Annotated in this window: 21 protein-coding genes and 1 other RNA gene; 12 read left to right on the top strand and 10 right to left on the bottom strand. The window is 67.7% G+C overall.

Annotated elements, in window-relative coordinates:
- Positions 1-160 precede the first annotated feature (160 nt).
- The 5 genes from ASF41_RS00915 (at position 161) to purQ (ending at position 3,596) form a co-directional block, all read left to right on the top strand.
- Positions 161-1,546, top strand: coding sequence for an ActS/PrrB/RegB family redox-sensitive histidine kinase (locus tag ASF41_RS00915; protein ID WP_056490100.1), 1,386 nt, complete (start codon positions 161-163; stop codon positions 1,544-1,546).
- Between the two features lie 54 nt (positions 1,547-1,600).
- Complete coding sequence (locus tag ASF41_RS00920; protein ID WP_056490104.1) at positions 1,601-2,203, top strand: ActR/PrrA/RegA family redox response regulator transcription factor; 603 nt, start codon at positions 1,601-1,603, stop codon at positions 2,201-2,203.
- Between the two features lie 118 nt (positions 2,204-2,321).
- Positions 2,322-2,558, top strand: coding sequence for a hypothetical protein (locus ASF41_RS00925; protein WP_056216916.1), 237 nt, complete (start codon positions 2,322-2,324; stop codon positions 2,556-2,558).
- A 115-nt stretch (positions 2,559-2,673) separates the two neighbouring features.
- On the top strand, positions 2,674-2,913 hold the full coding sequence (gene purS, locus ASF41_RS00930; protein WP_056269849.1) for a phosphoribosylformylglycinamidine synthase subunit PurS: 240 nt from the start codon (positions 2,674-2,676) through the stop codon (positions 2,911-2,913).
- Positions 2,913-3,596 carry a phosphoribosylformylglycinamidine synthase subunit PurQ gene (gene purQ, locus ASF41_RS00935; protein WP_056490111.1) on the top strand — a complete coding sequence of 228 codons (684 nt, stop codon included), beginning with the start codon at positions 2,913-2,915 and terminating at the stop codon, positions 3,594-3,596. Before purS ends, purQ begins: the two co-directional genes overlap by 1 nt.
- Before the next feature lie 135 nt (positions 3,597-3,731).
- On the opposite strand, the gene ASF41_RS00940 is transcribed toward purQ, so the two are convergent.
- The 8 genes from ASF41_RS00940 to gap form a co-directional block, all read right to left on the bottom strand.
- A complete protein-coding gene (locus ASF41_RS00940) occupies positions 3,732-4,277 on the bottom strand; it encodes an adenine phosphoribosyltransferase (protein WP_056216903.1) in 546 nt (181 codons plus the stop codon).
- A gap of 51 nt (positions 4,278-4,328) precedes the next feature.
- Entirely contained in the window at positions 4,329-5,123 is a 795-nt protein-coding gene (locus ASF41_RS00945; RefSeq protein WP_055955245.1) for an inositol monophosphatase family protein, read from the bottom strand.
- A gap of 119 nt (positions 5,124-5,242) precedes the next feature.
- Entirely contained in the window at positions 5,243-6,238 is a 996-nt protein-coding gene (locus ASF41_RS00950; RefSeq protein ID WP_056491181.1) for a tetratricopeptide repeat protein, read from the bottom strand.
- Between the two features lie 26 nt (positions 6,239-6,264).
- Positions 6,265-6,927: a thiamine phosphate synthase gene (locus ASF41_RS00955; RefSeq protein ID WP_056490114.1), complete on the bottom strand. Its 663-nt coding sequence runs from the start codon at positions 6,925-6,927 to the stop codon at positions 6,265-6,267.
- Between the two features lie 19 nt (positions 6,928-6,946).
- Entirely contained in the window at positions 6,947-8,020 is a 1,074-nt protein-coding gene (fba, locus tag ASF41_RS00960) for a class II fructose-bisphosphate aldolase (protein WP_056216895.1), read from the bottom strand.
- 193 nt (positions 8,021-8,213) lie between these two features.
- Complete coding sequence (locus ASF41_RS00965; RefSeq protein WP_056382516.1) at positions 8,214-9,416, bottom strand: phosphoglycerate kinase; 1,203 nt, start codon at positions 9,414-9,416, stop codon at positions 8,214-8,216.
- Positions 9,417-9,451: 35 nt separating this feature from the next.
- Positions 9,452-9,919 (bottom strand): hypothetical protein, encoded by a 468-nt coding sequence (locus ASF41_RS00970; RefSeq protein WP_056350500.1) that lies wholly within the window; start codon positions 9,917-9,919, stop codon positions 9,452-9,454.
- Positions 9,920-9,989: 70 nt separating this feature from the next.
- The gene (gap, locus tag ASF41_RS00975) at positions 9,990-10,997 is read right to left on the bottom strand and encodes a type I glyceraldehyde-3-phosphate dehydrogenase (protein WP_056382520.1); all 1,008 of its coding nucleotides are present in this window, start codon (positions 10,995-10,997) and stop codon (positions 9,990-9,992) included.
- 425 nt (positions 10,998-11,422) lie between these two features.
- On the opposite strand from gap, the gene ASF41_RS00980 reads away from it, so the two are divergent.
- The 7 genes from ASF41_RS00980 (at position 11,423) to ASF41_RS01005 (ending at position 15,960) form a co-directional block, all read left to right on the top strand.
- Entirely contained in the window at positions 11,423-11,704 is a 282-nt protein-coding gene (locus ASF41_RS00980; RefSeq protein ID WP_082503889.1) for a DUF4164 domain-containing protein, read from the top strand.
- 36 nt (positions 11,705-11,740) lie between these two features.
- Entirely contained in the window at positions 11,741-12,100 is a 360-nt protein-coding gene (locus tag ASF41_RS00985; RefSeq protein WP_056216876.1) for a cell division protein ZapA, read from the top strand.
- A gap of 121 nt (positions 12,101-12,221) precedes the next feature.
- Positions 12,222-12,379, top strand: a non-coding RNA gene (ssrS, locus tag ASF41_RS23435) — 6S RNA.
- Positions 12,369-12,977, top strand: coding sequence for a 5-formyltetrahydrofolate cyclo-ligase (locus tag ASF41_RS00990; RefSeq protein WP_056490118.1), 609 nt, complete (start codon positions 12,369-12,371; stop codon positions 12,975-12,977). The genes ssrS and ASF41_RS00990 overlap by 11 nt, the downstream gene beginning before the upstream one ends.
- Positions 12,978-12,986: 9 nt before the next feature.
- Positions 12,987-13,808, top strand: a complete 822-nt coding sequence (locus ASF41_RS00995; RefSeq protein ID WP_056216868.1) for a TIGR00282 family metallophosphoesterase — start codon at positions 12,987-12,989, stop codon at positions 13,806-13,808.
- A 141-nt stretch (positions 13,809-13,949) separates the two neighbouring features.
- Complete coding sequence (locus ASF41_RS01000) at positions 13,950-14,945, top strand: MotA/TolQ/ExbB proton channel family protein (protein WP_056490120.1); 996 nt, start codon at positions 13,950-13,952, stop codon at positions 14,943-14,945.
- A 1-nt stretch (position 14,946) separates the two neighbouring features.
- On the top strand, positions 14,947-15,960 hold the full coding sequence (locus ASF41_RS01005) for a peptidoglycan -binding protein (RefSeq protein ID WP_056216859.1): 1,014 nt from the start codon (positions 14,947-14,949) through the stop codon (positions 15,958-15,960).
- A 9-nt stretch (positions 15,961-15,969) separates the two neighbouring features.
- On the opposite strand, the gene ASF41_RS01010 is transcribed toward ASF41_RS01005, so the two are convergent.
- Both ASF41_RS01010 and ASF41_RS01015 read right to left on the bottom strand, forming a co-directional pair.
- Positions 15,970-16,362, bottom strand: coding sequence for a hypothetical protein (locus ASF41_RS01010; protein WP_200941238.1), 393 nt, complete (start codon positions 16,360-16,362; stop codon positions 15,970-15,972).
- A 10-nt stretch (positions 16,363-16,372) separates the two neighbouring features.
- Positions 16,373-17,926, bottom strand: a complete 1,554-nt coding sequence (locus ASF41_RS01015) for a S10 family peptidase (RefSeq protein ID WP_056490122.1) — start codon at positions 17,924-17,926, stop codon at positions 16,373-16,375.
- Between the last annotated feature and the right edge of the window lie 16 nt (positions 17,927-17,942).

Consider the following 17,942-nt stretch of genomic DNA (forward strand, 5'->3'; position numbering starts at 1 on the left):
TCCCCGAGCTGCCTGAGAAATGCGCCGTCGGCTCGGCGCTCCACATCGACCTCTGCGGATTCGCTCCCCTCGGTTTAGCGCAAAAGCGATGTCGACAAGAGTGGATGTCCGAACCCGGAGGGATAGACGCGAGACAGCCGGGCCCTATCGTTCCCCTGACATGATCGACATGAGCACCAACGGCTTCGTCCGCGACGCACGGCATCTGCGTCTCGACACCTTCGTGCGCCTGCGATGGCTCGCGATCACCGGGCAAAGTGCGGCGGTGGTCGGGGCGCAATTCGGATTGGGCCTGCCGTTGCCTTTCGGCTGGTGCTTCCTCGTCATCGCCACATCGTCCTGGCTGAACCTCGCGCTGCGCATCCGCTTTCCCGCGAGCTACCGCTTGAGCGACGATTCCGCGGCCCTGCTGCTCGCCTTCGACATCATCCAGCTCGCCGCCCTGCTGTTTCTGACCGGCGGACTGCAGAACCCGTTCTCGCTGCTGTTCCTCGCGCCTGTGCTGATCTCGGCAACCGCCCTGCCGCCCGAACGGACCCTGGCGCTCGGTCTCTTGGCGATCGGCCTCGCGACCCTGCTCGCCCTCGTGCACCGCCCCCTGCCCTGGTTTGCCGACGGGCGGTTGGAACTGCCTTTCCTGTACATCTCGGGCATTTGGACCGCGATCCTGCTCGGAACCGCCTTCACGGGCGTCTATGCCTGGAAGGTCGCGGAGGAGACGCGCCAACTGGCGCAGGCCTTGGCCGCCACGGAACTGGTGCTGGCCCGCGAACAGCACCTGTCGCAGCTCGACGGGCTCGCGGCCGCCGCCGCTCACGAACTCGGTACGCCGCTCGGCACCATCATGGTGGTCACCAAGGAGTTGACCCGTCAATTGGCGACGACCGCCAGCCCTTCGGTGCGGGAGGACCTTGCGCTCCTGCGCGACCAGGTCGATCGCTGCCGTGGTATCCTCTCGAAGCTGACGTCGCTCGACCGCGACGAGGCCGGCTTCCTGCAGACGGTCAGTCTCAGCCACCTCGTGGAGGAGCTCGTCGAGCCGCAGCGTGCCATGGGCATCATCCTCGACGTCTCCAACCAGGGAGAGGGTCCGGAGCCGGTTTGCCGGCGCAATCCGGGCGTGATGTTCGGCTTGGCCAACATCGTGGATAACGCAGTCGACTTTGCCACCGAGCGGGTCATCATCGAGGCGCGCTGGACCCTCGAGCGGGTTTGGCTGGAGATCCGGGACGACGGACCGGGTTTCTCGAGCGAAGTCCTGCTCCGGGCCGGCGAGCCCTACGTGACGACCCGGAGCCCAGATCGGTCCCGCAGCCCAGACAGCACCGGCGCCGGTCTGGGCCTCGGACTTTTCATCGCCAAGACCCTGATCGAACGTTCCGGCGCGCAGCTGACGTTGTCGAACGTCTCGCAACATGAGGCGACCGGCGCCGTGGTTCGTGTCAGCTGGGCGCGTCACATCTTTGAGCGAGGCGCCTCGACGGTCGATCATGCGCAATTGAGTAGTGGGCAACCCCTGACGGAAACGGGTGCGACACCTATATGAGGATCACAGCAGAACCCTATTGAAGATGGTTCGTGAACTACGGAGGAGCGTCGGATGCTGACGCAGACTGGAACCACGACGCCGAGTGCTGAGATCGCTCAGCTCGCCGACAATGACCCCCTGGCCGCTTTCCAGGATCGCACTCTGCTGATCGTCGATGACGATAAGCCGTTCTCGACCCGGCTGGCCCGTGCCATGGAGATGCGCGGCTACGAGGTGCAAGTTGCCGAAAGCGTCGCCGAAGGCGTCTCGATGGTCGACGTCCGTCCGCCGGCCTTCGCGGTCATCGACATGCGACTCGGCGACGGCAATGGGCTCGACGTGATCGCTCGCCTGAAGGAGCGCCGCCCGGACGCACGGGGGGTTATTCTCACCGGCTACGGCAATATCGCGACGGCGGTCACGGCCGTGAAACTCGGTGCGTTCGACTATCTAGCCAAACCAGCCGACGCCGACGAGATCCATGGGACGCTGATGGCGCAGCCGGGCGAGCGGGCTGACCCGCCGGAGAACCCGATGTCAGCGGACCGGGTGCGCTGGGAGCACATCCAGCGTGTCTACGAACTGTGCGGACGAAACGTTTCCGAGACGGCGCGTCGCCTGAACATGCACCGCCGGACGCTTCAGCGTATCCTGGCCAAGCGCGCCCCACGCTGAAGGTCGGGGTCGAAACGAGGGCGACATTGCGCGACCCGTCCGGTTCGCGCTACGTCGCCCTCGATCATGTTTGCGCCGGGTCTCCCGCGCGTGAAGCCGGTAACGGGGCGACGCTTCAGTGAACACGCGCAATCTCATCACCATCCTGAGCATGATGGTTCTCGTCGGCACAGAGGTGTTCGCCGTCGCCATCGCGGCGGGCTGGGCTCTCGCCGGCCTCTTTGACCTTGGCGACACGGTGGGGCATGTGCTGATGGCGCTGTTCAGCCTCTTCGCAGCTTGGGTGATGCTGCAACTCTGGCGGCGCGCGACGAGCATTGAGCCTCTGCGGGGGCCAGATCCCACCACACGCTGATCGGAACACACAGCTTCGACGTTTATGCGCGGCCGCTCTTGGGCCGTTTCGCGTTGCTTGCCTGGCATTTCCCGATTATCGGCAGGGTGCCCCGACACCAGACGAGTTCGAACCCATGAAAGCACGCATCATCGTCACCCTGAAGACCGGCGTGCTGGACCCGCAGGGCAAGGCGATTGAGGCAGCCCTGACGTCGTTCGGCCTGTCCGGTATCGACAGCGTCCGCCAGGGGAAGGTTTTCGACGTCGAGATCGTGGGAGAGGACCGCGCGGCTGCAGAGGCGACGCTGAAGAGCGCCTGCGAGAAGCTGCTCGCGAACACGGTCGTCGAGAACTACGCCATCGAGATCGCCTGATGCACGCTGCCATCATCGTTTTTCCAGGCTCCAACCGCGATGCGGACGTGGCCCGAGCCTTGACCCAATCGGGTGCGGAGGTCGTGAAGGTTTGGCACGCGGATACCGCGCTACCGGCCGGCACCGATCTGGCCGTGCTGCCGGGGGGATTTTCGTACGGCGATTACCTACGCTGCGGCGCCATCGCCGGCCGCGCAGCCGCGATGGATGCCGTCCGTGCGCACGCCGCGCGGGGCGGCTTGGTGCTCGGCATCTGCAACGGCTTCCAGATCCTGTGCGAGTCCGGCCTTCTGCCGGGCGTCCTGATGCGGAACGTGGACCGGCGCTTTATCTGCCATCGCCAGCTGCTCCGGGTGGAGCGTGCCGACACCCGTTTCACCTCGGCCTATGCCGAGAATCAGGTCATCGACGTCTGCGTGGCTCACGGCGAGGGCAATTACTTCGCAGACCCGTATACCATTGCGCGTCTCGAAGGTGATGGCCGGGTGGCGTTCCGCTACTCGGACGCGGCTGGCAACCTCACCGTGGACGCCAATCGCAACGGCTCGCTGAATTCCATCGCGGGCATCTACTCCGAGAAACTCAACGTGCTCGGCCTGATGCCGCACCCGGAGAATTTCGTAGAGGATCTCGTCGGCGGGACTGACGGGCGCGGCCTGTTCACGAGCTTGGCAGCGGCGTAGCCTCCGCGCGCCTTTTTCTTCTCCGGAGAGAGGCTGCCCGCCGACGGCTGACGCTGGGTCGAGGTGGGTGAGGGGTCAGGATAGGTCCCGTACCCTCACCCACCTGCCCCGCGCGTGTCCCCGAAGGGGCGAAGGTCAGTGGCCGTCGAATTCCATCAAGGTCCGGACCGGTACATCGAGGTCGCGCAGCTTCTGCGCGCCGCCGATTTCCGGCAGATCGATGACGAAGCAAGCTGCCACCACTTCGGCGCCGATCCGACGCAGCAGGTTCACCGCGGCACAGGCCGTCCCCCCGGTGGCGATCAGGTCATCCACCAGAAGCACCCGGTCGCCCGGCTTGATGGCATCAACGTGGATTTCCATCTCGTCCGTGCCGTACTCTAGGGCGTAGGCGATCGATACAGTCGTGTGCGGAAGCTTGCCCTTCTTGCGGATTGGAACGAAGCCGGACGAGAGCTGGTGTGCCACCGCGCCTCCTAGGATGAATCCACGCGCCTCAATGCCTGCCACCTGATCGATGCGTCCCCCCGCGTACGGATGTACCAGCGCGTCAACCGCCCGGCGGAACGCGCGCGGGTCGCTGAGAAGCGTGGTGATGTCGCGAAACACGATGCCGGGCTTCGGGTAATCCGGGATGGACCGGATCGAGTCCTTCAACGCGATGTGGCGGCGGGTTTCCATGGGGAGCCCTTGTCGAGGAGAGTGGAGGCGAGGAAGCGCGCGAGGGCGCCCCTAGGCGTTGGCGCGGCGCAGGAGCTTCACGAGCTCACCGTGCAGAATCTCATTGCCGCAGGCGACCGAGCGGGCTGCCAGGGGCTCGGCACCCCCATCGGCGCTGGTGACGAAGCCACCGGCCTCGCGCACCAGAATGATCCCCGCGGCGATATCCCAGGTTTGCAGATCGCGCTCCCAGTACAGGTCCGAGCGGCCGCAGGCGACGTAGGCGAGATCCAGGGCGGCGGAGCCAAAGCGGCGGGCGCCCCCGGTCACGGCCATCACGGCGGCGACTTCCCGCAGGAGCTTCGGATGATCGCCGCGGCCGAGATAGGGTGATCCGTAGGCGACCAGGGCATCGGCCATGTCGGTGCGCCCGGAGACGCGCAGGCGACGGTTGTTGAGATAGGCACCCTTGCCGCGCTCGGCCACGAACAGCTCATCCTTGGCCGGATCGTAGATCACGCCGGCCACGATCTGCCCCTCACGCTCCAGCCCGACGGAAATCGCGAAGTGCGGGATGCCATGAAGAAAGTTCGTAGTCCCGTCGAGGGGGTCGACGTGCCAAGTGTGGCTTTTGTCTGCGCCCTCAACGTTGCCGGATTCTTCCAAGATGAGCCCGTAGCCCGGACGTGCCTTCATCAGGGCATCCTTCAAGACTTCCTCGGCCTTGCGGTCGGCGGCTGAGACGAAGTTTCCGGGGCCTTTGCGAGAGACCTGTAAATTTTCGATCTCGCCGTAGTCGCGCTTGAGACCGCGGGCCGCCTTGCGCACGGCGTCGACCATGACGGTCATGAGAGGTGAGCTGATCATCGATCTTCAGGTCCAGGCCGATTCAAAGAACGTCGATTCACTTAACATTCGGCGCGGCCATAGCACGTTTGCGCGCCGGCTCACCCCTATCGAAAGCGGGTCTGCCCCACGGGACGCAGCTAATTGACCTTCGCGCGATCCGCGGCCAGCGCTTCGGCGCGCTGTCGCTCGGCTGGCTCCAGGCCCTTCAGGTTCTCATCGAGCCAGCCGTCGGACAAACCCTGTGCGGATGCCGCGAGATTCCAGGCTGCCGCCTCGACCAGATTCTTCTGAACGCCGCGCCCGACCACGAACAGCCGCGCGATCCGGTTCTGCGCGATGGCATTGCCGCGGGCAGCGGCATGCTGGAAGTAGCGCGCCGCACGGGTCTCGTCCTTCGGGAGGCCCGTCCCGTTGAAGAGAAGGATGGCGAATTCGACCTCGCCGGCCAGATCACCGTTATCCGCCGCACGCCGAAACCATTCGGCGGCCTGGGTTGGATCCTTCTGCACACCGCGCCCCTGCAGGTAGAGGACGCCGAGATCGTGCTGGGCCGCGCCGATCTCCCCGTCCGCCGCCCTGCGGAACAGGGTGGCGGCCCGGGCCTGATCCGGCTCGGAGCCCGTCCCGAGGAGAATCAAGGCGAGATTGTAGGCTGCCGTCGTGTCACCGTTCCCGGCGGCCTTCTCGAGCCATTGTCGGCCGGCCTTCATGTCCTTGGCGCCGCCCCGCCCGTCGATCGACATCAGGCCCAGCGACGCCATTGCGTGCACGTCGCCCTGGGCCGCCGCGAGTCGGTACCACTCCGCCGCCTTGACCGGATCCTGCTTGATGCCGAGGCCCTGATTGTAAAGCTCACCCAGCAGCGTCATCGCCGCCGCATCCTTCGGGTCAGCCGCGATCCGCTTCGTCGCCTCACGAAACGCGGTGGTGTATTGCCCGCGCTGGTAGGCGCCAAAGGCTGTATCGGCTGCCTTGTCGCTGGGCTTCGCCGTGAAGGGGACCGCCCGCATGGCATTGGGCGAATAGGGAGTCGGCAATTCCTTCAGCGGGGCGGAAAAGACCTCGCGTGTCGCAGGCTTGGCCGCTTCCGGCGACAGAGACGACGCGGCCCGGACCTCGGACAGGCCGAGCATCAGAGCCAACAGGCTGAACGCCACCCTCACGCGGCCGTCTCCCCGGCGGCGGCAACCCGTGCTTGGATTCCGGCTACGTCGGCGTGCTCGCCGATCCAGAGGCCACTCTCCAGGCCGAGGAACTCTACGCCGATCGCCAGGAGTGGACCGATCTGGTCGACAGCGTCTGCAACGGCGATGCAGGGCGTCTCAAAGATCTCGGTCCACCAACCGGCGCGCTCCAGGACTGTCTCGGAATCGGGAGACATCCCATCCGGGTAGAGGCCACCGAACATGACGTAGTCGACGCCGGCCTCGCCGGCCTCCATCGCGGCGTGCTTCTGCTCGTGACCGCCGGCCCCCAGGATTCGTCCGTCGGCCAAGCGCTCGCGCAGGTCGCGCAGGTCGCCATCCCGAGCCTTGTCGAGGTGAACACCATCGGCACCGCCGCGGGCGGAGACGCTGACGAGGTCGCCGTCGAAATGCGCGCAGGCGACGACCACGGCCGCGCCGGCCTCGTGCGCGGCCGGGGCCAGGCGCTTGACCAGATTGACCAGGCTGCGCTCGTCGACCGGGGCCAGTCTCAGGATGACGGCCGCGACGTCGCCGGCCGCACAGGCGGCCGTGATCGCCGCGCCGAGCGCGTCGGCATCACCGGCCTCGACCCGGTGGGGGCTGAGCAGGGCGAGGCGGGTGCGGGGTTCCGACATACAGGGTCCTTCCGGCGCCTCAGCTCAATGCGCCGATCTTCGGATCGAGGGAGCCGTTGGCATAACGCTTGGCCATGGTGGCCACGGAAACCGGGCGAATCTTGGAACCCTGGCCGGCGGTACCGAACTCCTCGAAGCGCTGCCTGCACAGCTTGGTCATCGCCTCCATGGCAGGCTTCAAGTACTTACGCGGATCGAACTCGGCCTTGTTCTCGGCCAGAATCTTCCGAATCTGGCCCGTCATCGCCATGCGGTTGTCCGTGTCGATGTTGATCTTGCGAACGCCATGCTTGATGCCGCGCTGGATCTCCTCGACCGGCACGCCCCAGGTTGGCTTCATCTCGCCGCCATACTGGTTGATGATGTCCTGAAGGTCCTGCGGCACCGATGAGGATCCATGCATCACGAGGTGGGTCGTGGGCAGGCGGCGGTGGATCTCCTCGATGACGTTCATCGCCAGGACGTCGCCGTCGGGCTTGCGGGTAAACTTGTAGGCGCCGTGCGAGGTGCCCATGGCGACCGCGAGCGCGTCGACTTTGGTGGCCTCCACGAACTTCACGGCCTCGTCGGGATCGGTGAGGAGTTGGTCGTGGCTGAGCACGCCCTCGGCGCCGTGGCCGTCCTCGGCCTCGCCCTGGCCGCTTTCCAGGGAGCCGAGCACGCCGAGCTCGCCCTCGACCGAGACGCCGGCCCAGTGGGCCATCTTGGTGACGTTGCGGGTGATCTCGACATTGTAGTTGTAGTCGGCCGGGGTCTTGCCGTCGGCCTTCAGCGACCCGTCCATCATGACCGAGGTGAAGCCGTACTGGATCGCCGTGGCGCAGGTGGCCTCGTCACTGCCGTGGTCGAGGTGCATGCAGACGGGAATATGGGGATAGATCTCCACGAGGCCGTCGATAAGCTTGGCCAACACGATGTCGTTGGCATAGGCGCGCGCGCCCTTGCTCGCCTGCAGGATTACCGGGGAGTCGGTCGCATCCGCCGCCGCCATGATGGCGAGGCCCTGCTCCATGTTGTTGAGATTAAACGCCGGCACGCCGTATTCATGCTCGGCGGCATGGTCCAGGAGTTGCCTCAGGGTGATGCGGGCCATGGGTTTCTCCTCAGATACGATCGCCGCCGAGGCGATCCGCCAATCGTCGCGCCAGAAAACGCGAGCCTTCCGAATTCGTTCGTCATTTCGGACCTTTGCGGATCCGTTGCAACTCTCGCAGGACAGCATTCCGGGGACGCCGCGTTGCGTGACGGAGACTGTCATCCCGCAAAAGACCGCGTCGCGGATGCGATCAGCCCTTGGCCCGCAGGGCCTCGACACCGGGCAGTTCCTTGCCCTCGAGCCACTCGAGGAAGGCGCCGCCCGCGGTAGACACGTAGGAGAAAGTCTCGCCCACGCCCGCATGGTTGAGCGCCGCGACCGTGTCGCCGCCGCCGGCCACCGAGACGAGTTTGCCGGCCTGGGTCCGCTCGGCCGCGTGCCGGGCGGTCGCTACGGTGGCGGCATCGAACGGGGTCAGCTCGAAGGCCCCCAGCGGGCCGTTCCAGACCAGGGTGGCAGCCTCGTCGATGGCCGCGTTGATCTCAGCCACTGAGGCGGGACCGGCATCGAGGATCATGCCGGTCTCCGGCACGGCGTCGACTGGGACCGTCTCGTGCGCAGCGTTGGCCTTGAACTCGGAGGCCGAGACCGCGTCGACCGGCAGGATGATCCGGCACTTGGCCGCCTTGGCCGCCTCGACGATGCGCAGGGCGGTGTCGGCGAGATCCTTCTCGCAAAGCGACTTGCCGACTGCCTTACCCTGCGCGTGCAAGAAGGTGTTGGCCATACCGCCGCCGATAACGAGCATGTCGACTTTCGCCACGAGGTTCTGGAGAAGGTCGATCTTGGAGGAGACCTTGGCACCGCCGACGAGGGCGATGACCGGGCGGGTCGGGGCTTCGAGCCCCTTGGTCAGAGCGTCGAGCTCCGCCTGCATCAGGCGACCCGCATAGGCCGGCAGCAGGTGGGCCAAGCCCTCAGTGGAGGCGTGTGCGCGATGCGCGGCCGAGAAGGCCTCGTTGACGTAGAGGTCGCCATTGGTAGCGAGCTGCTCGGCGAAGGCCCGGTCGTTCTGTTCCTCTCCGGCATGGAAGCGGGTGTTTTCGAGGAGGGCGACGTCCCCGTCCTGCAGGCGCGCGACAGCGTCCGCCGCCGCCGAGCCCACGCAATCCTCCGCGAAGGCGACGGGACGGCCGAGCTTTCGGCTCAAGGTTTCGACTACGGGCTTCAGCGATTCTGTGGCGACGGGCTTGCCCTTCGGGCGTCCGAAATGGGCCAGCAGCACGACGCGGCCGCCCTTGCCGGCGATCTCGTTGATGGTCGGCACGATCCGCTCGATGCGGGTGGCGTCGGTGACACGCCCACCCTCCATCGGCACGTTCAGGTCCACGCGCAGGAGCACGCGCTTGCCCTGGAGCGGGCCGGCATCGTCGAGGGTGCGAAAAGCGGTCATCGGGGCCTTGACATTAGACGGGCGGGACGGGGCGATCAGCGCGGGGGCAGCATTGCATCCAGGTGGAAGCGCTGAGCCGCGAGGGTTAGCGCGACCGTGAGAACGGCGGTGATGATGGCGGTGAGCACGAGTGCGCCGGAGCCGGGCAGGCCGCGTGTGCGGTCCGCGATGGCACGGACCTCGCTTCGCAGAGCGGAGAGATCACTTTGGCGGGCCGCCTCGTTCATGCGGCCGGCGGCGCCCTCGACCTTCTCCTCCACGCGCGACAGCAACGCCTCGGAGCGGGCGTACTTGTCCTCGATCCGTGAGCACTTGTCCTCGATCCGGGCGAGCTGATCGCTCCCCGGAGTACTGCCGAACGACGGCAGGGGCTCCGCCTTCCCGACCACCACGGAGGGTGCGGTGGTCGGAGCGGCCGGGGTTGCCGCCGGCGCGGACGCCGGGGGCGGGAGCGCTGAGGTGCCTGGAATGAAGCCGCGTTCGGAGGGGGAGGTCTCTGTCATGTCAAGCACACCATGCTGGTCTCGCTTCGTCCTCGGGAACGTTCGATCCGTCAGGATACGGCGATGCGGCTCAGAGAAGCTTGCCCATGGCCACGGCCGTGTCGGCCATCCGGTTCGAGAAGCCCCATTCGTTGTCGTACCAGGACAGGATGCGCACGAAGGTGCCGTCCATGACCTTGGTCTGATCGAGGTGGAAAGTCGACGAGTGAGGATCGTGATTGAAGTCGATCGAGACGTTTGGCTGGTCGGTGTAGGCCAGCACGCCCTTCAGCGGGCCGTCCGCAGCGGCTCGGATCGCGGTGTTGATCTCTTCGACCGTGGTCTGGCGCTTTGCGGTAAACACGAGGTCGACGGCCGAGACGTTCGGGGTCGGCACGCGGATCGAGGTGCCGTCGAGCTTGCCCTTGAGTTCCGGCAGCACGAGGCCGACAGCCTTCGCGGCGCCGGTCGAGGTCGGGATCATCGAGAGCGCCGCGGCACGGGCCCGATAGAGGTCCTTGTGCATCTGATCCAGCGACGGCTGGTCGTTCGTATACGAGTGGATCGTCGTCATGAAGCCGCGCTCGATCCCGACGAGATCATTGAGCACCTTGGCCACCGGGACGAGACAGTTGGTGGTGCAGGACGCATTCGAGATGACGAGATGGTCGGCGGTCAGCTTGTCGTGGTTGACGCCGTAGACCACGGTCAGGTCGGCGCCGTCGGCGGGCGCCGAGACGATAACGCGCTTGGCTCCGGCATCGAGGTGCGCCTTTGCCTTGTCCTTCGAGGTGAAGATGCCCGTGCACTCGAGGGCGATATCGACGCCGAGCTCGCGGTGTGGCAGCTCGGCCGGGTTACGCACGGCCGTGACCTTGATGCGTTTGCCGTCAACGACGATGAAGTCGCCGTCGACCTCGACCTTGGCGGTGAACCGGCCGTGAATCGAATCGAAGCGAAGCAGGTGGGCATTGGTCTCGACGGGGCCGAGATCGTTGATCGCCACCACCTCGATGTCCTGGCGGCCGGCCTCATGGATGGCGCGCAGAACGTTGCGGCCGATGCGTCCGAACCCATTGATGGCAACCTTCACCGACACGGCGTGAGTCCTTCCCATAATCGGGCGCCGGCCACGCAGCACCCTCCAGCCATTTGATCGTCGCGGCTCGCCCGAACGGCAGGCCTCGATCCGTCGCCCGCTCTGTGCGAGTCCCGATTGAACGACAGATGAACTGCCGCGCAGGCTCGGGCGCGCGATCGCAGCCGAAGACCGAGGTAGCGCGCGGCAAGACGAACCCAGGGTGGCTGACAGGTCCCTGCCCTCTCGCCTGAGTGCGTCGCGTGCTGCCGTATAGCCGGTCTGCGAGCGGCCGGTCTCTAACATGGTGACAAATCGAGGCAAAGGTTACATGGCGCGGCGCAGGGGGTGGAAAACCGTTTCCCGGTGGATACCGTAGAGGTGTCCGGGCATGGCGCGAACGACTTCGTCCGATAGCAGCAGGTAGAAGAGAAGGGCATTCCTCCGTGAGCCAGACCATCGATCTGGCGCTGCAGCGTCTTGAAGCCGTGCTCTCACGGCTGGAGGGCGCGGTCGCGCAACGTTTCGAGGCCGAGCGTTACCCCAGCGACCTGGAAACCGAGCTCGCGATCATGGGCGAGGACCGGGCGAGGCTCGCCGCCGAACTCGATGCGGCCAGCGCGCGCCTCGCGGAGGTCGAGGCGACTTCGGCCGATGTCGACCATCGCCTCGGACGAGCGATCGACGCCGTCGAGGGCATGCTGACACCGGCCCGCGCCCTCCGCTAAGTTTGAAATCGCAACGCTCCAGTGACCCGACGCCCGATGCCCCAGATCAACGTCACCATCGACAGCAAGAATTACCGGATGGCGTGTGCCGACGGCGAGGAGGCGCACCTGACCGCCCTCGCGGAAGGGCTCGATGGACGGATCAGCGAAATGCGCCGGACCTTCGGCGAGATCGGCGACATGCGCCTCCACGTGATGGCAGCCTTGATGCAGGCAGATGAATTGCAGGAGGTACAGGGACGTCTCGCCGCGCTGGAGCAGGAAGCCGCCGCTCTCAGGGAGACAGTGGAATCGGCCGAAGCGGTCCGGGCGGCCGAGGAAGAGCGGCTTGCCGAGGAGCTCGTCCGCTGTGCCGAGCGGGTCGAGCGCCTAGCGCACGTCATTTCGGCCGGCTAACGATCTCGAGCGCCGGAATGTTGGGCGGCGGCTCGTCTCAGCGCCGATCTCGCCCATGAATTCTGCGAGTCGAACCAGCGCCCCCCTGGCGCGGGCCGCAGGCCGACGCTACATGGGGAAGGCGGGGCTGCCGGGTCCGTCAGGAGAACTTTTCCCCGGGGCCTTATCGACTCCCCAGGGAGCTGTCCCTGGCCTTGTCCCTGGACTTGGCCAACACGGCGCCCACCTACATTGTAGGTTTCCCGGGATCGACACTCCAACGGCTCACGTGGCTCCGCACTCAGATCTTTCTCCCTCCGAAACATCCGTTCCCGCCCGCAAGGCGGCCCTGCGCAACGAGGCTCTGGCCCGCCGCGACGCTCTCCGAAAGGAGGATCGCCGCATCGGTTCGCTACAGATTGCCGAGACGGTCATGACCATCGAGGCGCTCGCCAAGGTCGAGTTCGTCGGGGCCTTCTGGCCCATCCGCAGTGAGGTCGATCCACGCCCCCTCGCCCGCCTCCTGTTCGCGCGTGGCCAGCGCATCGCCCTGCCGAAGGTCACGCCCAACGGATTGGTGTTCCGGGAATGGCGCGAGGGTGAGGCTCTCGTCGCCGGTCGCTTCGGGCTCAGCGAACCGCACGACGATCTGCCGCCCCTCGATCCCACCGCGCTCCTCGTGCCGCTGGCGGCCTATGACCGGCGTGGTCATCGCATCGGCTATGGACGCGGCTACTACGACCAAGCCATTGAGCGCCTTTCGCGAAACGGTCCCGTGCTCACCATCGGGATCGCCTTCTCGGTCCAGGCCGTGGACACGGTTCCTTCCGAGCCGCACGACCAGCCCCTCGATCATCTCGTCACCGAAGCGGGGCCGGTCCCGCTGATACGGACCTGACGTCCCGCGATGCGCATTCTCTTCCTCGGCGACGTGGTGGGCCGCCCCGGCCGGACCGTCATCTCGGACCGCCTGCCGTCCCTTCGTGAGCGCTGGCGCCTCGACTGCGTGGTTATCAACGGCGAGAACGCCGCCGGCGGATTCGGCCTGACGGAAGCGATCTGCGACGAGCTCCTCCAGGCGGGGGCCGACGCGGTGACGCTCGGCAACCATTCCTTCGATCAGCGCGAGGCCCTCGTCTTCATCCAGCGGCAGACCCGTTTGGTCCGTCCGGCCAACTATCCACCGGGCACGCCGGGCCGCGGGGCCACCGTGGTCGAGACCCGCAAGGGCGCCCGCGTGCTCATCCTGAACGTCATGGGCCGGCTCTACATGGATGCCCTGGACGATCCCTTCGCCTCGGCCGAGCGGGAGCTCTCCGTCTGTCCCTTGGGCGCCGTGGCGGATGCGGTCATCGTCGACGTGCATGCCGAGGCCACGAGCGAGAAACAGGCCTTCGGTCATTTCCTCGACGGCCGGGCCAGCCTGGTCGTGGGCACCCACACCCACACCCCGACCTCGGATCACAGGATCCTGCCCGGCGGCACCGCCTATCTCTCGGATGCCGGCATGTGCGGCGACTACGATTCGATCCTCGGCATGCAGAAGGACGAGCCTCTGCGCCGGTTCCTGCAGAAGACGCCCGGTACCCGCCTGGAGGCGGCCCAGGGCGAGGGGACGCTTTGCGGCATCGCGGTGGAGACCGACGATGCGACGGGCCTCGCCAAGAGCGTGGCCGCGGTGCGCCTCGGACCCCATCTGGAGGAGACCTGGCCCCGGGCGTGGGATTAGCCGGCGCAACGGAGCGCCTATCCACGGAACCAGATCACGCGCGACTTGATCGGCGCCGAACCACCCTGCAATGTGCCGGCGCGTTCGCCCCGCCCGCTCCCCGCGGGCCGACAGTTCCGCGTTGAGAGTGTGCCCGAGCCGATGGCGACCCCCCCCGCACCCGCGACGATCGCCAAGCCGGGCATCTATCTCGTCCGGATGCTGGTCTTCCTGATCCTGGTCGGCTTTCTCGCCTTCGTCCTGTTCCGGCAGATCACCCCGGCCTTCCTCGCCAATCCGGGCCTGAACGGGCTTATTCTCGGGGTCCTGCTCATCGCCGTCCTGCTGGCCTTCGGGCAGGTGGTGCGGCTCTATCGGGAGGTGACCTACGTCAATGCCGTGGCGGCGGGGGAGAGCCCGAGCCGGCCGCCGCCCCTGATGGCGCCCCTGGCCCCCGCCATCGCCGCCCGGCCCGACGGGATCACCCTGTCGACCAGCCGCGCCTTCCTCGACACGGCGGCTGCGCGGCTCGACGAGGGCCGGGAAATTCTGCGCTACGTCTCGGGCCTCCTGATCTTGCTCGGCCTTCTCGGAACGTTCTGGGGCCTGATCGACACGCTGAGCGCGGTCGGGTCGGTGATCAAGACCATGCGGGGCGGCGGCGAGGCCGCGGCGATGTTCGACGAGCTGAAGAACGGCCTCGCGGTTCCGCTCTCCGGCATCGGCCTCGCCTTCTCGGCTTCCCTGTTCGGCCTCGCGAGCTCGCTGATCATCGGCTTCCTCGACCTGCAGGCCGGGCAGGCGCATGCGCGCTTCCACAACGAATTGGAGGACTGGCTCCTCTCCGGCGAAATACCGCAGGGTCGTGTCGAGGTCGCGGCGCCGACGAAGGTGCAACCCGCGCCACTCCCGACTCAGGATCCCACCAGCGCCCGCGAACTGAAGGAGGCGGTGGACCGCCTGACCGCCGTGGTGGCGGAGGGCGCCAACGGGCGCGTCGCCACCCAGGCCATGACGAATCTCGCGGAAGGCATCCAGGGGCTCGTGCAGCACATGCGGGCCGAGCAGCAGATGATCCGCGACTGGGTCGAGGCCCAGGCGACCCGCGAGCGCGAGCTGAAGCAGGTGCTGGAGCGCCTGGGCCGCGAGCGGAGCTGACATGGCCTCCACGCGCGGTCGCCGCGACCGGAGCCTCAACGTCTGGCCGGGCTACGTCGACGCCCTGGCGACGCTGCTGCTGGCGGTCGTGTTCCTGCTCACGATCTTCGTGGTCGGCCAGTTCTTCCTCTCCCAGGAGATCAGCGGCCGGGACTCGGTGCTGACCCGGCTCAATCGCCAGATCGCCGACCTGACGGACCTGCTGGCCCTGGAGCGCTCGACCCGGAAGACGCAGGAGGAGCAGGCCTCGTCCCTGCGCAACACCCTCCTCGGGGCACAGGCCGACCGCGATCGCCTCAGGGCGCAGGCCGAAGCGTCGCAGGGCTCGGCCGGGCGGCAGGGCGAGGTCGACAAGCAACTGGCGGCCGAGCGCGCCAACACCGCCCGCGCCGCCGCGCAGATCGACCTCCTGAACGAACAGATCGCGGCGATGCGGCGCCAGCTCGCCGCCCTCGAGGATGCGCTCGCGGCCTCCGAGAACCGCGACCGCGAGAGCCAGGCCCGCATCGCCGACCTCGGCAGCCGCCTCAACGTGGCCCTGGCCCAGAAGGTGCAGGAACTCGCGCGCTATCGCTCGGACTTCTTCGGCCGCCTGCGCCAGATCCTCGGCAACCGCCCGGACATCCGCATCGTCGGCGACCGCTTCGTCCTGCAATCCGAGGTGCTGTTCCCGGCGGGCTCCGCCAGCCTCAAGGCGGAGGCCGGCCCCGAACTCGACCGCATCGCCGGCGCGATCCTCGACCTCGCCAAGCAGATCCCGGCCGACATTCCCTGGGTGCTGCGCATCGACGGCCACACCGATGCGCGGCCGATCGCCAGCGCGCAGTTTCCCTCGAACTGGGCCCTGTCGGCGGCCCGCGCCATCGCGGTCGTGCAGGCCATGGTCGCGAAGGGCATCCCGCCCCAGCACCTCCTGGCCGCCGCCTTCGGCGAGTTCCAGCCCCTCGAGGCCGGGACCACCGAGGAGGCCTATGCCCGCAACCGGCGCATCGAGATGAAGCTCACGGAGCGCTGAGCCGGTCGCTCACTTGACGATGCGGTCGAGCCGGTTGTTGACGAAGAAGTACAGCTCCTTCGCGCCGGGCTCGTTGTAGAGCACCTGCACCTCGCGGCCGGCGCGCCCCTCCCCCACCAGAACGTCGGTGGGGGGCTTGCCCTTCAAGCGGACGAGGTCGCACTCGCCGATGCCGATCTCGATCGCGGCGGCGCCCGCCGGCGCGGGCGCCGTGCAGGTGCCGTCCCCCGTCAGGACGGGTCCCTGGAAGGTCAGGGCCGGTGCGGGCTTCGTCACGGCGACGGGGAGCGGCTCGGGTGCCGGAGTCTCCGTACGCCGGGTCTCGGTGCTGGTGCAGGCGGACAGGCCGCAGGCCGCGAGCACGGCCAGGATCAGCAGGCGCGGGTGGGTGGAAGCGGGCACGACGGGGTCCTCAGCGCTGCGCGGGGCCCCGCGCGCTGAGCGCGGCCGCGTAGAGAGCCGCCGCGTCCCGATGGAACGCGGCGCGCGAATCCGGTCGGGAATAGAACATGTGCCCGCCCGGGTACACGGCGAGATCGAGACGCCCGCCGCCATAGGCCGGCATCTGGTCGATCAGGAGCTTCGACGCGAAATACGGCGTGACCAGGTCGGTATACCCGTGGGCGACCAGCACCCGCATGTTGCCGTCGAGGGACAGCACGCCGCGCAGGGCGCCGAGGGATTCGGGCGCCGAGCGACCGCCGCCCCAGGTCCAGCCCCGGTTCACCGCCCCGTTGAGGAGTTCGTAGCGCAGATCCGGCACCCGGTAGCTCAGGGTGTCGGTGTAGAGCGCGATCATCGCGCTCGTCAGCGGCGCCTGGAGCGCGGTGAGCAGGGGGTCCTCGAAGCCCGAATGGGCGGCATTCGGGTCCGGGTCCCATCCGGTCACGCCCGTATCGTAGGCGCTGGCGACCCGGCCGGTGTCGCGGCCGATCTCGCGCTGGACGCTCTGGCCGGAGAGACGCCCGGCCTGGCGCCGCACGAAGCTCGGGTCGAGCCCGGTCAGGGCGCCGACCCGGTCGCCGAGTCGTGCCACGGCGGCGCTGTCGGACGGCCCCTTCAGGAGATCGGCGAGGTAGGGTCCGGTGGCGTAGGCCTCTGCGTCGGCCATGGTCTCGCGCGTCGGGATGCCGCCCGCCCGCTCGATGGCGGCGGCGGCGAAGGACGGCAGCTTGATCACGTGGCCCCAGGGGGTCGTGCGCGGTGCCTGCAGCCAGGCGAAATCGAGCACCGGCGAGAGCAGAACCATGCCCGACAGGCCGATGCCGATCTCCTCCTGGAGCTTCGCGGCGATCAACGGCCCGCGGAAGCCGCCATAGCTCTCGCCGACGTAGAATTTCGGCGCCGCCATGCGGTCGTTGGTGCGGAGCCAGCGGGCGATGGCCGAGGCCAGCACGGACGCATCGGCGTCGATGCTCCAGTAGCGCTTGGCATCTCCGTCGGCCGCGCGGCTGTAGCCGGTGCCGACGGGGTCGAGGAACACGAGGTCGGTGAAGTCGAGCCAGGTTCCGTCGTTCGGCACGAGTCCGATCGGCGCCGACGGGCTGATGCTGGCGCCCTCCACCGGCAGGCGCCAGGGTCCGATCGCACCGATGTTAAGGTAGGCGGAGGCGGCGCCCGGCCCGCCATTCACCGCGAAGGTCACGGGGCGCGCCGGATCGCGCGTCTTCCCAGCGCCCTGGCCGGCCAGCGTGTAGGCGATGAACGCGATCTCCGCCTGGAGCTTGCCGGCCTCGTCCACCAGCGGCAGGCTGCCGGCGCGGGCGGTGAAGGCGAGCGTGCGCCCATCCGGCAGGGTGACGCTGTGCTCGGTGACGGCGTCCGCCGGGAGCTTGCCGCCCTGGGTGGCGCGCGGCTCGGACGCTTTTCGCGCCTCGGCCGGACGCTCCGCCTGCGGGGCGGGCTGCGCCTGCAGCGGTGGGGTCGCGATCAGCAGGGCCGCGAGGCCGAAGGCGAGACGTCTCATGGCGAATCCTCTCGGC

Origin of the sequence: Methylobacterium sp. Leaf111 (assembly GCF_001423285.1) — a bacterium.
Classification (GTDB): Bacteria; Pseudomonadota; Alphaproteobacteria; order Rhizobiales; family Beijerinckiaceae; genus Methylobacterium.

What these genes read in the sequence shown, in the direction of transcription:
- ASF41_RS00915 (WP_056490100.1), top strand. Translation starts at nt 161, where the DNA reads ATGATCGACATGAGCACCAACGGCTTCGTCCGCGACGCACGGCATCTG.
- ASF41_RS00920 (WP_056490104.1), top strand. Translation starts at nt 1,601, where the DNA reads ATGCTGACGCAGACTGGAACCACGACGCCGAGTGCTGAGATCGCTCAG.
- purS (WP_056269849.1), top strand. Translation starts at nt 2,674, where the DNA reads ATGAAAGCACGCATCATCGTCACCCTGAAGACCGGCGTGCTGGACCCG.
- purQ (WP_056490111.1), top strand. Translation starts at nt 2,913, where the DNA reads ATGCACGCTGCCATCATCGTTTTTCCAGGCTCCAACCGCGATGCGGAC.
- ASF41_RS00940 (WP_056216903.1), bottom strand. Translation starts at nt 4,277, where the DNA reads ATGGAAACCCGCCGCCACATCGCGTTGAAGGACTCGATCCGGTCCATC.
- ASF41_RS00945 (WP_055955245.1), bottom strand. Translation starts at nt 5,123, where the DNA reads ATGATCAGCTCACCTCTCATGACCGTCATGGTCGACGCCGTGCGCAAG.
- ASF41_RS00950 (WP_056491181.1), bottom strand. Translation starts at nt 6,238, where the DNA reads ATGCTCGGCCTGTCCGAGGTCCGGGCCGCGTCGTCTCTGTCGCCGGAA.
- ASF41_RS00955 (WP_056490114.1), bottom strand. Translation starts at nt 6,927, where the DNA reads ATGTCGGAACCCCGCACCCGCCTCGCCCTGCTCAGCCCCCACCGGGTC.
- fba (WP_056216895.1), bottom strand. Translation starts at nt 8,020, where the DNA reads ATGGCCCGCATCACCCTGAGGCAACTCCTGGACCATGCCGCCGAGCAT.
- ASF41_RS00965 (WP_056382516.1), bottom strand. Translation starts at nt 9,416, where the DNA reads ATGACCGCTTTTCGCACCCTCGACGATGCCGGCCCGCTCCAGGGCAAG.
- ASF41_RS00970 (WP_056350500.1), bottom strand. Translation starts at nt 9,919, where the DNA reads ATGACAGAGACCTCCCCCTCCGAACGCGGCTTCATTCCAGGCACCTCA.
- ASF41_RS00985 (WP_056216876.1), top strand. Translation starts at nt 11,741, where the DNA reads ATGCCCCAGATCAACGTCACCATCGACAGCAAGAATTACCGGATGGCG.
- ASF41_RS00995 (WP_056216868.1), top strand. Translation starts at nt 12,987, where the DNA reads ATGCGCATTCTCTTCCTCGGCGACGTGGTGGGCCGCCCCGGCCGGACC.
- ASF41_RS01000 (WP_056490120.1), top strand. Translation starts at nt 13,950, where the DNA reads ATGGCGACCCCCCCCGCACCCGCGACGATCGCCAAGCCGGGCATCTAT.
- ASF41_RS01005 (WP_056216859.1), top strand. Translation starts at nt 14,947, where the DNA reads ATGGCCTCCACGCGCGGTCGCCGCGACCGGAGCCTCAACGTCTGGCCG.
- ASF41_RS01015 (WP_056490122.1), bottom strand. Translation starts at nt 17,926, where the DNA reads ATGAGACGTCTCGCCTTCGGCCTCGCGGCCCTGCTGATCGCGACCCCA.